The organism is Pseudomonas sp. HMWF021, from assembly GCF_003061005.1.
Lineage (GTDB): Bacteria > Pseudomonadota > Gammaproteobacteria > Pseudomonadales > Pseudomonadaceae > Aquipseudomonas.
In genome coordinates this window covers 12,072-25,983 of the sequence record NZ_QAIK01000031.1, presented here as the reverse complement: position 1 = coordinate 25,983, position 13,912 = coordinate 12,072, and the positions used below count along the sequence as shown (strand labels likewise).

Sequence of the window (13,912 nt, the reverse complement as noted above, 5' to 3'; positions counted from 1 at the left end):
TGCAAAAAGCAAAAGATCGCAGCCTCCGGCAGCTCCTACACAGGGCGCAATGTAGGAGCTGCCAAGTGCAACGAGGCTGCGATCTTTTGATCTTGAGGCCTGCGGCACAGCCAGAATCGCAGCCTCCGGCAGCTCCTGCAGGTTGTGGCAATGTAGGAGCTGCCGAGTGCAACGAGGCTGCGATCTTTTGACCTTGAGGGCGTGCGGCACAGCCAGGAAACCGCAGCCTGAGCACGCAAAAAAAAGGCCGGCCCGTCATAAGACGGGCCGGCCTCATTCATGGCTGCGAAGCGCTTACTGCACTTCTACCGCCAGGCTTTCGGCGATCTTCTGTTGCCAGATCGCCGGGCCGGTGATGTGAACCGACTCACCGTTGCTGTCCACCGCGACGGTGACCGGCATGTCCTTGACCTCGAACTCGTAGATCGCTTCCATGCCCAGCTCGGCGAAGGCCAACACCTTGGACTTCTTGATGGCCTGGGCCACCAGGTAAGCAGCGCCGCCCACGGCCATCAGGTACACGGCCTTGTTGTCCTTGATCGCATCGATCGCGGTCGGGCCACGCTCGGACTTGCCGATCATGCCCAGCAGACCGGTCTGCTCGAGGATCTGACGGGTGAACTTGTCCATCCGCGTGGCGGTGGTCGGGCCAGCCGGACCCACCACTTCGTCACCGACCGGATCAACCGGGCCGACGTAGTAGATGAAGCGACCTTTCAGGTCCACCGGCAGGGTTTCGCCCTTGTTCAGCATCTCGACCATGCGCTTGTGCGCCGCGTCGCGACCGGTGAGCATCTTGCCGTTGAGCAGGACGGTTTCGCCCGGCTTCCAGCTCTGCACTTCTTCCGGGGTCAGGGTGTCGAGGTTCACGCGACGGGCCGACGGGCCGGCTTCCCAGACGATTTCCGGGTAGGCGTCCAGCGATGGCGCTTCCAGCGAGGCCGGGCCAGTGCCGTCGAGCACGAAGTGCGCGTGACGGGTGGCGGCGCAGTTCGGGATCATGCACACCGGCAGGGAGGCGGCGTGGGTCGGGTAGTCCATGATCTTCACGTCGAGCACGGTGGTCAGGCCACCGAGGCCCTGGGCGCCGATGCCCAACTGGTTGACCTTCTCGAACAGCTCCAGACGGATCTCTTCGATGCGGTTCTGCGGGCCACGGGCTTTCAGCTCATGGATGTCGATGGATTCCATCAACACTTCCTTGGCCATCACTGCGGCTTTCTCGGCGGTGCCGCCGATGCCGATGCCCAGCATGCCCGGTGGGCACCAGCCGGCGCCCATGGTCGGAACGGTCTTGAGCACCCAGTCAACGATCGAGTCGGACGGGTTGAGCATGGCCATTTTCGACTTGTTCTCGGAACCGCCGCCCTTGGCCGCCACGTCCACTTCCACGGTGTTGCCCGGGACGATGGAGTAGTGGATGACCGCCGGGGTGTTGTCCTTGGTGTTTTTGCGAGCGCCCGCCGGGTCGGCGAGGATCGAGGCACGCAGGACGTTTTCCGGCAGGTTGTAGGCGCGGCGCACGCCTTCGTTGATCATGTCGTCCAGGCTCATGGTCGCGCCATCCCAACGCACGTCCATGCCCACCCGCACGAACACGGTGACGATGCCGGTGTCCTGGCAGATCGGCCGGTGGCCGGTGGCGCACATGCGCGAGTTGATCAGGATCTGCGCGATCGAGTCACGGGCCGCTGGCGATTCTTCGCGCAGGTAGGCTTCGTGCATCGCCTGGATGAAATCCACGGGGTGGTAATAGGAAATGAACTGCAGGGCGTCGGCAACGCTCTGAATCAGGTCGTCTTGCTTGATCACGGTCATGAGTCGCGCTCCTCTAAAAGACGGGAACATTCAATAAGGTGCCTGCGGCTTGGGTGCATCGGTCGGTCGCAAGCACCTTTCAAGGCACGCCGGGGCTGCTGGCGCGACGCTAAAAAGGCGCGGCAGTATACCGCGCCTCTGCAGGGCATACACGCGCCGACAGTCATTCGTTGGTCGCATGGCTGGCGCCCAATCTCTGTAGGAGCTGCCGAAGGCTGCGATCTTTTGACTTTTTCTTTTGAAAGCAAGATCAAAAGATCGCAGCCTGCGGCAGCTCCTACAGGGCAATGCACAAGGGTTTTTGACGTCAATTATCAGGCCCGAAAATCGGTGGTCATTTATCGACCGGCCCTCTAAAGTGGCAGCCGGTCTGTAGAGTAGGACACTCGGTCAGCCTCCTATCGCACGGTGAGTCAACGATTGACCCATAACGCCATTCAACGTCTTCTGCTCAAGCGCTTTGCCCTCGCTGCCGCCACCTACGGATTGGCCTTGCTGCTGCTGTGGCTGGCGTTTTTCACCGGACATTACCCGCAATCACTGAACAGCGTGGCCATCGGCAGCGCGCTGGTGGTGATCTGCCAGGCGACGTTGTTTGCGCTGTTCTGGTCCGGGCGCAACCAGCGCTTTGCCGACCCCAGCATGACCGAAGCGCAAGTGCTGCTAGGCCTCGGCTGGCAGACCTGGCTGATCGCCCATCTGGACGATGCACGCGGCGCGTTTCTGGTGTTCTACGTGCTGATTCTGCTGTTCGGTCTGTTCCATCTGTCCCGGCGGGCGTTCATTCGTTGCGCGCTGCTGGTGTTCTTCAGTTTCTGCGCGATCACCCTTTGGGATGGCTACCACTTCCGTTTGCCGGATCCGGCATTAGCCGCCTTGCAGGTGTGCATTCTGGCGATGGTGCTGGCCTGGCTGGTGATCTACGCACGCTTCGTTCAGGTTTCACGCCAGCGCATGCGTCAGCGCCGGTTTGCCCTGCAGGCGCATCAGGACACCCTGCGCGGGATGATGCGCCAGCTCGAAGATCTGGTGGCCACCGATGAGCTGACCGGGCTGTTCAATCGCCGGCATTTTCTGCGGCTGGCCTCTCGGGAACTGGCGGAGATGGAGCCGGGCGTGGTGCATGGTCTGGCACTGATCGACCTCGATCACTTCAAACGCATCAACGATCTGCACGGGCATGCCGCCGGCGATCAGGTGTTGCAGGCTTTCGCTGGCGTGGCGGGTGCCTGCCTGCGTGACGGCGACGTGCTGGCGCGTTACGGTGGCGAGGAATTCGTGGTGTTGCTGCCCGACTGCGATGCCGAGCGTCTGACCGCCTGTTGCGAACGCCTGCGCATCGCCTTCACCGACGTCGAACTGGTGGGGCTGAACGTGCGTAACCTCAGCCTGTCGGCGGGCATGACGCTGCTGGAGCTGGGCGACGATCTGGACGACGCCTTGCAGCGCGCCGATCAGGCGCTGTACCGGGCCAAACGCGACGGGCGCAATCGCTGTGCGGCGGCGTGGGAGAACGTGGATGCCTGAACTTCGCGTGGGTGAACGGCAATGGTCGGTGGCGGCGGGCAGCAACCTGCTCGACGCTCTCAACCAGAACGGTGTCGCAGTGCCTTACAGCTGTCGCGCCGGCAGTTGCCATGCGTGTCTGGTGCAGTGCGTGAGCGGTTTACCCACCGACAGTCGCCCGGATGCCCTGAGCGCCGAACAGCGCCAGGAGGGCTGGCGGCTGGCCTGTCAGTGTCAGGTGACGCAAGACCTGCAAGTACACACGTTCGACCCGATCACCGACGGTCGACCGGCCGTGGTCGAGGCGCTGGACTGGCTCAGCGACAACGTCCTGCGCTTGCGCCTGACCCCGCAACGACCGTTGCGCTACAGCGCCGGGCAGCATCTGGTGCTGTGGATCGAGCACATCGCCCGACCGTATTCGCTGGCGAGCCTGCCCCAGGAAGACCGCTTTCTCGAGTTCCACCTCGACTGTCGCCAGCCCGGCGAATTCAGCGATGCGGCGCGGCGCCTGCAGATCGGCGACCCGATCCGCCTCGGTGAACTGCGCGGCGGCGCGCTGCATTACGACCCGGACTGGCACACCCGACCGCTGTGGCTGCTGGCGGCCGGCACGGGGCTGGGGCCATTGTTCGGTGTGTTGCGTGAGGCGTTGCGTCAGGATCATCAGGGCGCCATCCGCGTCATTCACCTGGCCCATGACGAGCGCGAGCACTATCTGGCCAAACCCCTGGCGGCGCTTGCCGCGCAGCGCGAAAACCTCAGCATCGAATTGTGGACGGCGGCCGAGTCAGCCGCGGCTTTGGCGCAACTGCGCCTTGTTTCCCGACAAACCCTGGCCTTAGTCTGCGGCTCGATTGCCAGTGTCGATGCGTTTGCCAAGCGTCTGTACCTGGCCGGACTGCCGCGCAATCAACTGCTGGCGGATGTGTTTCTGGCCCGCGGTTGAGCGCTGATATTCACAGGCTCAATGATTTCTGTGGCAAGGCTGAATGCCTGTGGTGAGGCTGAACTTCTGGGGTGAGGTTGACTTTTGTAGTGAGGGGATTTATCCCCGATTGAGTGCGCAGCGCTCACAAAAACCTGGGGGCCGCTGCGCAGCCCATCGGGGATAAATCCCCTCACTACAGAGGTTCTGGCTCACCACAGCAATTCAGCCTCACCGCAAAAGAACTTTGTCAGCCTTTTTAATGTTGAGTAACGCTGATGACCGAAGCCATCCTGCTGGAACGCGAACGCGGTTTGCTCACCCTGCGGCTCAATCGCCCGGACAAGAAAAACGCCCTGACCCGTGCGATGTACAGCCGCCTCGCCGAAGCCCTGAAGCAGGCCGACAGCGACCCTGAAATCAACGCCGTGCTGATTACCGGCAGCGCCGAGTGCTTCACTGCCGGCAACGACATCGCCGACTTCATCCAGCAACCGCCGAGCGACCTCGACAGCCCGGTGTTTCACTTCATGCTCAATCTGCTCGAATGCCGCAAACCGGTGATCGCCGCCGTGGCCGGCGCGGCGGTGGGCATCGGCACCACGTTGCTGCTGCATTGCGATCTGGTTTACGTCAGCCGCGATGCAAGGTTGCGCATGCCGTTCGTCAACCTGGGGCTGTGCCCGGAGTTCGGCTCCAGCCTGATCCTCCCGCGTTTGCTCGGGCAGGCCAAAGCGGCCGAGTTGTTATTGCTCGGCGAAGGCTTCAGCGGGGAGCAAGCGGCGCAATGGGGCATGGCCACCGAAGCGTTGGGCAGCGGCGAGGCGGCATTGAGCAAGGCGCGGGAAATGGCGTTGCGCTTTGATGAGCTGCCGGCCGAAGCGGTGCGCATCAGCAAGCAATTGATGAAGGCGCCGGATCGCGCGTTGATCCGCCAGGTGGTCGAGGAGGAGGGCGCACTGTTCACCCAGCGATTGCGCTCGCCGGAGGCGTTGGCGGCGTTGACCGGATTCATCAAACGGCATTGATAGCTACGCTGACCGTTCTGGCCCCTTCGCTGGCAAGCCAGCTCCCACATTTTTTGTGGTGGATGCAAAATCTGTGGTCGCTGGCAAGTCAGCTGCCACATTTTTGTGGTGGATGCAAAATCTGTGGTCGCTGGCAAGCCAGCTCCCACATTTTTTTGTGGTGGATGCAAAATCTGTGATCGCTGGCGAACCCTGTGGGAGCTGGCTTGCCAGCGATGAGGCCAGAATAGGCACCCCATCTTTTGGATCAGAATGCAAAAAGCCCCGCCATTCACATGTCGGGGCTTTGCTTTTTCAGCAGACTCTAACTTACTGGCGATCCAGCAATAACTTCACTCGATGAGTCCACGGGCAACGCAATACTCACGCCTTCCTGCAAAACCGACGCTGCCCAGAAACGTAACTTTGCCCTCGGTAAATCCAGCCGCGTCTCTAAACGCTTCTCCGATGTCGAACATCCGCCAACCCTTGCCGTTCGCGTATGACGTGTCTAACGTGCCGTCATCGATGAATCTGGCAACAACAAAGTTGCTGCCTGCTGTTACTACTTGCCCGAAAACCTGAATTTTGCCATTGCCCATGATTGACGCTGAAAGCCAGATGGTTCGGAGTCCGTCCAGTTTCGTCAGCAACGGTTTACCCCCGTTGAACTGGATATTTACACTACCGTCTGCTTCCCGGCTGACCAGCAAACCTGCCACGCCGCCGTCATAAGCATCCCCTAGGGCAAGAAGGCGCCGGTTGGTTTGTGCGACGAGTTTTTCGATGAAGAAATCAAAGTGACTTTGTTCTGGCGTCACCAGGTGATAACCATTATCGGCGAAGGAGGTGTCGATCTCCCCTGCGTGGGTCAATCGAGTCAGTAAACCTGAGGCAGCGGTCTGATTATTATTGGAAACGTAGCCCGCCAGCACATAAGTGCCGTCCTGTTTGGCTAATAGATCATTCAAATAGGTGTGGGGAAAATCCGGGTAGGAAATTTGCACGATTCCGTTCTCGCCGAAAGTGTCATCAAGAACACCACTCGACGAAAGACGAATGACTGCGGTAGTCGTTTTTCCGCCCCAACCTACGTGTTCGTGCAGAGTTATCCTGCCGTCTGGCAAAACAGTCGAACGAAGGCTTTCACTCGGTGATTGCGCAGCGAACCTGGAGGGTTCGTTTGAACTGCGAAGGCGCTTGCTCTCGCCCTTGAGGTTAATTATGACTTTGCCCTGTTGGCCGAACTCCAGATCCAGGCTGCCATCGGAATTCAGACGGACAAGGGCCTTGGATAATTTCAAACTGCCGTCAAAGAAAGTGCCAATCAGGAGCAGCTTTCCATCGTCAAGTTCCACTATTTCTTCAGCGAGCGAGTGCGTGATTCCTCCATTGTCATCGTCAAAGCGGCCGGTGACATAACCGGCCTTGCCAAACGTTTTATCGAGGTTGCCTCGGGCATCCAGTTTTACACAGCAGTAGTCAGAAAGAAGGGTCGCGCGCAGAACATCACCAGCGATGTATGTATTGCCCAAGGTATCGATCAATAACCCCCTCATGAGGAGTTGCTGATCTGGATCAGGCGTCTTCAGAAAAACCTTGCCGTTATCACCGAAATCCGGATCCAGCCGACCTTGCGAGACGTTAGTTGGAGTCTGTTGCAGATTCATCTTTGCATCCTCCCTGAGCACGCGTTGTGTCCAGTTCTTCGTGAGTGGGTACGCACCTCAACGCTAACGTGGAAGGAATCTACGGACTACTGACAGAACTGACAGTCCAACCAATCCGTTTGGCATAAAAAAGCCCCGCTGTTATAACAGCGGGGCTTTGGTTTTTCAGCTGATCACTCAGACCTGTGGATCACCCACGTGCAGGATTTTCATGCCGTTGGTGCCGCCAGTGGTGTGGTAGCTGTCGCCCTTGGTCAGGATGACCCAGTCGCCTTTTTCCACCACGCCGCGCTTGACCAGTTCGTCGATCGCCTTCTGGCTGACTTCGTTCGGTGCCAGCGACGCCGGGTCGAACGGTACGGTGTACACGCCACGGAACATCGCCGCGCGGGCCTGGGCTTCGCGGTGCGGGGTGAACGCGTAGATCGGCACCGAAGAACGGATCCGCGACATGATCAGCGGGGTGTAGCCGCTTTCAGTCAACGCGATGATCGCTTTCACGCCCGGGAAGTGGTTGGCGGTGTACATGGTCGCCAGCGCGATGCTTTCGTCGCAGCGTTCGAACTCCTTGCCGATACGGTGGCTGGAGGTCTTGCTGGTCGGGTGCTTCTCGGCGCCGACGCAGATGCGCGCCATTGCCTGCACGGCTTCCAGCGGGTACAGACCGGCAGCGGATTCGGCCGAGAGCATCACGGCGTCGGTGTAGTCGAGCACGGCGTTGGCCACGTCGGACACTTCGGCGCGGGTCGGCATCGGGTTCTGGATCATCGACTCCATCATCTGGGTCGCCACGATCACCGCCTTGTTGTGGCGACGTGCGTGCAGAATGATCTTCTTCTGAATGCCCACCAGCTCGGCGTCGCCGATTTCCACACCGAGGTCGCCACGGGCAACCATCACCGCGTCGGACGCCTTGATCAGACCGTCGAGGGTTTCGTCGTCGGCCACGGCTTCGGCGCGTTCGATCTTCGCCACCAGCCAGGCGGTGCCGCCGGCTTCGTCGCGCAGTTGACGGGCGTAGTTCATGTCGGCGGCGTCACGCGGGAAGGACACGGCGAGGTAGTCGACTTCCATTTCCGCGGCGAGCTTGATGTCGGCCTTGTCTTTTTCAGTCAGGGCTGGCGCGGTCAGGCCGCCACCGCGACGGTTGATGCCTTTGTGGTCGGACAGCGGGCCGCCGATGGTCACCACGCAGTGCAGCTCGGTAGCAGTGGCGGTTTCGACGCGCATCACTACGCGGCCGTCGTCGAGCAGCAGCTCGTCGCCCACGCCGCAGTCCTTGACCAGATCCGGGTAGTCGATGCCGACCACTTGCTGGTTGCCTTCGGTCAGCGGATGGCTGGTGGAGAAGGTGAACTTGTCACCGATCTTCAGCTCGATGCGCTTGTTGGCGAATTTGGCGATACGGATTTTCGGGCCTTGCAGGTCACCCAGCAGGGCGACGAAACGGCCGTGCTTGGCTGCCAGGTCACGCACCAGCTTCGCGCGAGCCTTGTGCTCGTCGGGGGTGCCGTGGGAGAAGTTCAGACGGGCGACGTCCAGACCAGCCAGAATCAGCTGTTCGAGAACTTCCGGCGAGTTACTGGCCGGGCCAAGGGTAGCGACGATTTTGGTACGACGGACGGACATGCAAAGACTCCTGAGTTCAAGCGCCTGCGAAGGCTACTATGCTGCGAGGGTGTAGTCATTGTTCGAATGCACTACTTATCGTTTTCTTTATTGAACGTGGCAACTTTGGGACAAACGCGCCTGAAGATTTCCGACGATGGGTCGATACACTGCTCAAGACAGGAGAACCCCCATGCGATTGTTGCCCATTGCCGCCCTTGCCCTCAGCGTCCTCGCCGTCACGGGCTGCACCCGTTGGTCGATGAACCATCACCTGAACAACGCCTACAGCGCTTATGACCGGGGCAATTGCGAGCAGGTGATGCTCGAACTGTCCAAGGTCGAACGCGCCAGCCGGGCCCGCCCGTATGTGTGGCCGGAAGTGTCGATGATGCGCGGCCAGTGCCTGGAACGGCAAAAAATGTACATCGATGCGGCGCAGACCTATCAGTTCATCATCGCCTCGTACCCCAACAGCGAATACGCCTTCCGTGCCCGCGCGCGCCTGGAAACCCTGCAGAGCCTGGGGCATTACCCGACCCGCAGTTCCGCGGCTGTCGCGCCTGCGCCGCGTTTTTGATGGTGGTTGTCATACAAAATCTGGCCGGTTGTACAGCCTGAGCTATAGTCGAATGAACCGGGCTGCAGCCTTTGCTCCCATGCCCGTGCAACACCTGCGACTGGTCAGCTGTCAGGTGGCGGCGAGGTAGCGACCGCCACACCGGAAGCGGGGAGAGCATGCCTGCCGCACAGGCGTGTTCCGAAGCTCAGCGCGGCTCTGTGATGGAGCCTTGCATGGCGAACTGCGCATGTTTACCGACCGCCGGATCGAGCGGCATCAACTGCCGTATTTCCTCAGAGTGTTCAACAGCGTCACCGACAAACCCATCGGTTTTCTGGGCAACGTGTCCGAAGACGGGCTGATGCTGATCAGCCAGTTGCCGATGATGGTCGGTGCCGAATTCCATTTGCGCCTCAAGGTTCCGGCCGGCGACGGCTGCCAGCAGGTCATTGATCTCAATGCGTGCTGCCTGTGGTGCCACGAAGACGCGACGCCACTGCATTACGACGCCGGTTTCAGCCTGCAACGCCCGCCCGCGGAATACGGGCAACTGGTCGAAGCATTGCGTCATTACTTCAGCTTTCAGCCGTTGCCGGCCTCGGCCTGATTCTGCAAAAGCCAAAGCAAAAGATCGCAGCCTGCGGCAGCTCCTACAGTGGGAATGCATTTCCCCTGTAGGAGCTGCCGAAGGCTGCGATCTTTTGCTCTTCAGGCCATTCGGCCTGATGCCCAAAAATCAACAGCTTCGCGAGCAAGCCCGCTCCCACACTTGACTGCATTTCAACTGACCGAATGCAGACCCCTGTGGGAGCGGGCTTGCCCGCGATGGCGTCGGGGTGTGCGACCCGTTTCTACCGGTCAGGCCGTCGCAATCGCCCGCTCGCTGTCCAGGGTCTTTTCCGCCAGCAACAACCCCATCTCGCTCAACTGATAAATCGCCATCGCCAGATGCCGTGGCTTGTCTTCCAGGCTATCGGCCAGATCCAGCAGCAGAATGCTCACCGACGAAAAGGTTTCGTAGGTCTGGATGGCGATGGCTTCGGAATTGATGTCGGGGGCGACCATGAACATCTGCATGCCGCGATCGACAGAATTGCGCGAGGCGGGTTCGGGTTCGGGTTTGAGGTAGTGGTCGAGGGCGCGCTCGGCGGCTTCGTGGAGTTTGCGTGAATCGAGGGATTCGTAGGGGGATGCCGGATCGGCTTCCGGAGGATTCGGTGTTGGTTTGATCATGATCGTATTGCCTCAATAGGGCCACGACCGATTCGCGACTAAACGAATTAGGGTGGCGGCTGTAAGCAGGTTAGTCGACCGGGAGGCATACGAATTACCGGCGCGCCCGAGGGCGCCCTGCGAACAGCCACCATCAAGTGGGGGGGATAGGGGTGACCCGCCTTGATGACGCTTGTACACAATTCGTATACCCACCCGGGCGACTAAACCCGACCGCTGATTGGCAGCGATGGGCATTACGTTACGAGGCACGCCGAATGCGCACAAGCCGGCCGATTCTGGCGGATGTGTAGGCAATTACGCAAGGCGCCGTAGTTTGCCGCAAATGTCCTACGCCGAAATCCTTCTCGCACGCCCGCAGCCCTTGCGCCACGGGGCTTTCGGCTGCGCGAAGGCTGCGCAGGCGGGGGGTGACCGTTCGTCGCCACTGTCAGATCTTACAGGTGCCAGCTCGTGCCTGGCGGCAGTACAACGGTTTGCATCCACGTAGCCGGCAGGAACTCACCATGACCGATTCCACTTTTTTGCCATCAGACGACACCGAGGCAGACACCGTACTCACGATCCTTAATCCCCAAAATGGCAGCGTGGTACGTGGTGCCGCTTTGGGGGTGTCAGGAACGATGCTGCCTGGTGGGTGGTTACTGCCTGTTTCGATTCACGAGTTAGTCGATGGGCAGTGGCGCTACATTGGCGCCTCCCCACCGTTTATCGGGCCTATATGGATGGCGATTTTTGCCACAACACCAGGCCCCAAGACGATCGTCGCCAGAGTCGTAGGCAGTACGGAAATTGAAAGCGCCCCTGTCACGTTCACTTACATATTCGAGGCCCTGCTCAACATTATCTCGCCGACAGAAGGCTCAACGGTCGGCCCGGTCGGCGAACTGGTCGTTACCGGGTCAGGGAAGACAGGAGAAACCGTTCATCTCTTTACCTCGGATCAAACATTGGCGCTTGGCTCTGCGGTGGTCGGGGATGATCACCTGTGGCGGGTGGTTGTTGACCAGAATCTGTATCCCCACGGTGGGGAGATCAAGATAATGGCAGCTACGGATATGGCGCACTGGACGCCAGTACGCACGTTTAATCTGATTCCGATTGCGCCGCCTGTCATCACTCAGCCAGCGGCCAATGCTCCGACCGATGTGCGGGGGCCGGTTTCCGGGACGGGTCATCCGGGCAGTGAGATCTCCGTACTCAGGGACCTGCAACATTCATTCGTGGTGGGCCGCGGCACGGTGAGTGAAAACAAGCAGTGGAGCATCACGCAGTGGGTTAACGACATGCCGCCCGGGCCTTTCGGGATCATTGCGCGGCAGTCTTTTGAAGGCAGAGTCATAGACAGCGCGGCTCGCCACTTCAACGTGCGCCCACCGGCGCTCACTAAAGTGGACATCGATTTCCCCACTTCAACCACTGTCGGGTTTTCCGGCAGCGGTTATTACGATGCCGGGGCCAGAGCCCGGGTCGAGATCCGCTTCAAAGTGCCTGCGCAGGTGAATCTGCCGCCGGCAGTGCAGGTGGACGCCAATGGCCATTGGCAGACGACGGCGACGGGCTGGCCGCCGGGCGATTACAGTCTGATAGCGGTCCAGATGGTTGAGGACAGGGCCGGGGGGTGGATCGAGTCGACGGCCTATGAATTTGTAGTTAAAAAAGGACTGCCGGATGTCACGGATGTGGAGCATACGCAGGACTATCAACCAACCTTTTCCGGCAGGGGCGTTAGTGGCGCGCTGGTGTATGTGGTCAAAAATGGGGGGGCGCTGGAAGCGCCAGAGACATTGGTCGGGCCGTCGGGAAGCTGGACAACCCAAGCTTTGCATGTTTGGGGCCCGACCCAGGATCGACCCGTCTATATTCAGCAGAGAAAGGACGGTCTGACGTCGAAGGACTGGTTTGAGTACAAGGTCACCATTGCCCCATTACCCCCCGAAATCGATACCCCTCCGGCCATTGGCCTGACCCCTGAATTCAGCGGCACCTGCTGGCGCGACTCCCTCATCACGCTGACTTTCAGCGACAGCGCGACGGTGCATACCGTCGATGGCGTAAACGGCATCTGGAAATACCGGCGGCGCGAGCCATTTACATCCGGGGTGTCTTATACGATCTCTGCCCAGCAAACGGCTGCCGAACAACTTTCCGACACGAAAACGCTGCCCTTTACGGTGCGCAGACCGATGAGCACGCCGCAAATCACCGAGCCCGCCGAACGCGCAGAGGTGGGACATCAAATCACTGTCCGGGGCAGCGACGGCATGGCCGGCGCCACGTTGAAATTGCGCCACGCGAGCAACAAACAGCCACTGGGCGAAGCCAAGGTCCTGAGCAGCGACGGTGTCTGGGAGATTGCGCTCAGCGACCTGGACTTTGAGCGGTACGATGACTATTCCATCGAGGCGATCCAGACCATTGGATCGGATACGTCGCCCGTCAGTAACCGACGCGGGTTCACCGTGGCGGTGCTGCCCCCCGTGATCGAAGTGCCCGCGAGCGGTGAGAACCTGGCGCGCACCTCGATCATTTCCGGCAAATGCAGGCCCTTCGCTACGGTGGAGCTGGAGATTGGTGGTCAGCGTTACAGAAATATTCCCGTCAACAGCGAAGGTTTCTGGGAAGTCGAACCGACGCTGCCGGTGGGCAGCAAGACCCTGAACGCCCGGGTGTCGTTCAACGCGACCCTCTCCAAAGAAATGAGCGTGCAGTACAACGTGGTGCCGGCGCCCCCGTTCATCGAGACGCCGGCACCGGGCGAACATCTTGGCCGCCGTGCCGTGGTGTCGGGCTTCGGCATACCAGGGGATTCGGTCGCCGTGCGCCTGGGCAATGCCCAGGGCCGGGTATTGGGTGAAAGCCCGGTGTTGGCGGACCGGACGTGGTCGGTGGCGCTGGCGTCTGATCAGCCCGGTGGCCGTTTCGGGGTGGTGGCGGTGGCGTCCTGCGAAGGTTTCAGCTCGGCGGATTCCGAGGCGCGCACGGTGAATCTGGGCACTTATGCGCCGACGGTCGAGCAGCCGGCCAGCGGTCGCTGGGTGGACAACCCGGTCCGGTTCAACGGTAAGGGCCGACCCGGCAGCGCGACGCTGGTGAGCTGGTTCGATCCGGACAAGGTGTGGGCATCGGCGTTGCCCGTCAATGGTTCAGGCTGGCAGGGCGAGGCGAATGCGCCACTTGCCCCGGGCGGGCAATGGGTGCGCCTGCAGCAGACGATCAGCGGCGGGGCGGAGGGTGAAACGCATTCCGACTGGGTGGACAGCGGACGGTTCGAGGTGCAGCCGCCGGAACCTGAAGGCTGAAAAATACCCGACCGGCGGTCATGTCTACTGTCAGTTCTGACAGTAGACGCCGCCCGTCACCGCGCGCTCAATACCCCTCAGGAAAAGCCTGGCCCGAGTGTTGACCGGGGCCGGGCAGGCCCGTCATCAACGCAAGGATCTTGACCATGGCTGTTACTCGACCCGCTGCACAATTGTTGCGTCAGGTATTCACCGACGAGCAGATCAAAAAACAATGCGCAGCCCTGGCAACGTACCTCGATGACGGCGGGTCGATTTTTCCGCTGGTCGAGAATGGC

At 60.5% G+C, this 13,912-nt stretch carries 10 protein-coding genes; 6 read left to right on the top strand and 4 right to left on the bottom strand.

Annotated elements, in window-relative coordinates:
* Positions 1–294 precede the first annotated feature (294 nt).
* Positions 295–1,818, bottom strand: a complete 1,524-nt coding sequence (locus DBR18_RS03405) for a fumarate hydratase (RefSeq protein ID WP_108589256.1) — start codon at positions 1,816–1,818, stop codon at positions 295–297.
* A 420-nt stretch (positions 1,819–2,238) separates the two neighbouring features.
* On the opposite strand from DBR18_RS03405, the gene DBR18_RS03395 reads away from it, so the two are divergent.
* The 3 genes from DBR18_RS03395 (at position 2,239) to DBR18_RS03385 (ending at position 5,280) form a co-directional block, all read left to right on the top strand.
* On the top strand, positions 2,239–3,345 hold the full coding sequence (locus tag DBR18_RS03395) for a GGDEF domain-containing protein (RefSeq protein WP_108589255.1): 1,107 nt from the start codon (positions 2,239–2,241) through the stop codon (positions 3,343–3,345).
* Positions 3,338–4,273 (top strand): iron-sulfur-binding ferredoxin reductase, encoded by a 936-nt coding sequence (locus DBR18_RS03390; protein ID WP_108589254.1) that lies wholly within the window; start codon positions 3,338–3,340, stop codon positions 4,271–4,273. Before DBR18_RS03395 ends, DBR18_RS03390 begins: the two co-directional genes overlap by 8 nt.
* Positions 4,274–4,530: 257 nt before the next feature.
* The gene (locus tag DBR18_RS03385) at positions 4,531–5,280 is read left to right on the top strand and encodes an enoyl-CoA hydratase-related protein (RefSeq protein ID WP_108589253.1); all 750 of its coding nucleotides are present in this window, start codon (positions 4,531–4,533) and stop codon (positions 5,278–5,280) included.
* Positions 5,281–5,612: 332 nt separating this feature from the next.
* On the opposite strand, the gene DBR18_RS03380 is transcribed toward DBR18_RS03385, so the two are convergent.
* Together DBR18_RS03380 and pyk are read right to left on the bottom strand one after the other, a co-directional pair.
* Positions 5,613–6,929, bottom strand: a complete 1,317-nt coding sequence (locus DBR18_RS03380) for a hypothetical protein (RefSeq protein WP_108589252.1) — start codon at positions 6,927–6,929, stop codon at positions 5,613–5,615.
* 177 nt (positions 6,930–7,106) lie between these two features.
* Positions 7,107–8,558, bottom strand: a complete 1,452-nt coding sequence (gene pyk / locus DBR18_RS03375; RefSeq protein WP_003227610.1) for a pyruvate kinase — start codon at positions 8,556–8,558, stop codon at positions 7,107–7,109.
* A gap of 172 nt (positions 8,559–8,730) precedes the next feature.
* Here pyk and DBR18_RS03370 point away from each other — a divergent pair, with 172 nt between their 5' ends.
* Both DBR18_RS03370 and DBR18_RS03365 read left to right on the top strand, forming a co-directional pair.
* Positions 8,731–9,117: a tol-pal system YbgF family protein gene (locus tag DBR18_RS03370; protein ID WP_108589251.1), complete on the top strand. Its 387-nt coding sequence runs from the start codon at positions 8,731–8,733 to the stop codon at positions 9,115–9,117.
* Positions 9,118–9,346: 229 nt separating this feature from the next.
* Positions 9,347–9,706, top strand: coding sequence for a PilZ domain-containing protein (locus DBR18_RS03365; RefSeq protein WP_108589273.1), 360 nt, complete (start codon positions 9,347–9,349; stop codon positions 9,704–9,706).
* A 251-nt stretch (positions 9,707–9,957) separates the two neighbouring features.
* Here DBR18_RS03365 and DBR18_RS03360 read toward each other — a convergent pair whose 3' ends face one another.
* Positions 9,958–10,332, bottom strand: a complete 375-nt coding sequence (locus DBR18_RS03360; protein ID WP_108589250.1) for a DUF6124 family protein — start codon at positions 10,330–10,332, stop codon at positions 9,958–9,960.
* A gap of 506 nt (positions 10,333–10,838) precedes the next feature.
* Between DBR18_RS03360 and DBR18_RS03355 the strand changes: the two genes are divergently transcribed.
* A complete protein-coding gene (locus DBR18_RS03355) occupies positions 10,839–13,634 on the top strand; it encodes a hypothetical protein (protein ID WP_146188730.1) in 2,796 nt (931 codons plus the stop codon).
* Positions 13,635–13,912 lie beyond the last annotated feature (278 nt).

Excerpts from the sequence above, each read along its gene's own strand:
- DBR18_RS03380 (WP_108589252.1), bottom strand. The coding sequence starts at position 6,929 with ATGAATCTGCAACAGACTCCAACTAACGTCTCGCAAGGTCGGCTGGAT.
- DBR18_RS03360 (WP_108589250.1), bottom strand. The coding sequence starts at position 10,332 with ATGATCAAACCAACACCGAATCCTCCGGAAGCCGATCCGGCATCCCCC.
- DBR18_RS03365 (WP_108589273.1), top strand. The coding sequence starts at position 9,347 with ATGTTTACCGACCGCCGGATCGAGCGGCATCAACTGCCGTATTTCCTC.
- DBR18_RS03355 (WP_146188730.1), top strand. The coding sequence starts at position 10,839 with ATGACCGATTCCACTTTTTTGCCATCAGACGACACCGAGGCAGACACC.
- DBR18_RS03390 (WP_108589254.1), top strand. The coding sequence starts at position 3,338 with ATGCCTGAACTTCGCGTGGGTGAACGGCAATGGTCGGTGGCGGCGGGC.
- DBR18_RS03385 (WP_108589253.1), top strand. The coding sequence starts at position 4,531 with ATGACCGAAGCCATCCTGCTGGAACGCGAACGCGGTTTGCTCACCCTG.
- pyk (WP_003227610.1), bottom strand. The coding sequence starts at position 8,558 with ATGTCCGTCCGTCGTACCAAAATCGTCGCTACCCTTGGCCCGGCCAGT.
- DBR18_RS03405 (WP_108589256.1), bottom strand. The coding sequence starts at position 1,818 with ATGACCGTGATCAAGCAAGACGACCTGATTCAGAGCGTTGCCGACGCC.
- DBR18_RS03370 (WP_108589251.1), top strand. The coding sequence starts at position 8,731 with ATGCGATTGTTGCCCATTGCCGCCCTTGCCCTCAGCGTCCTCGCCGTC.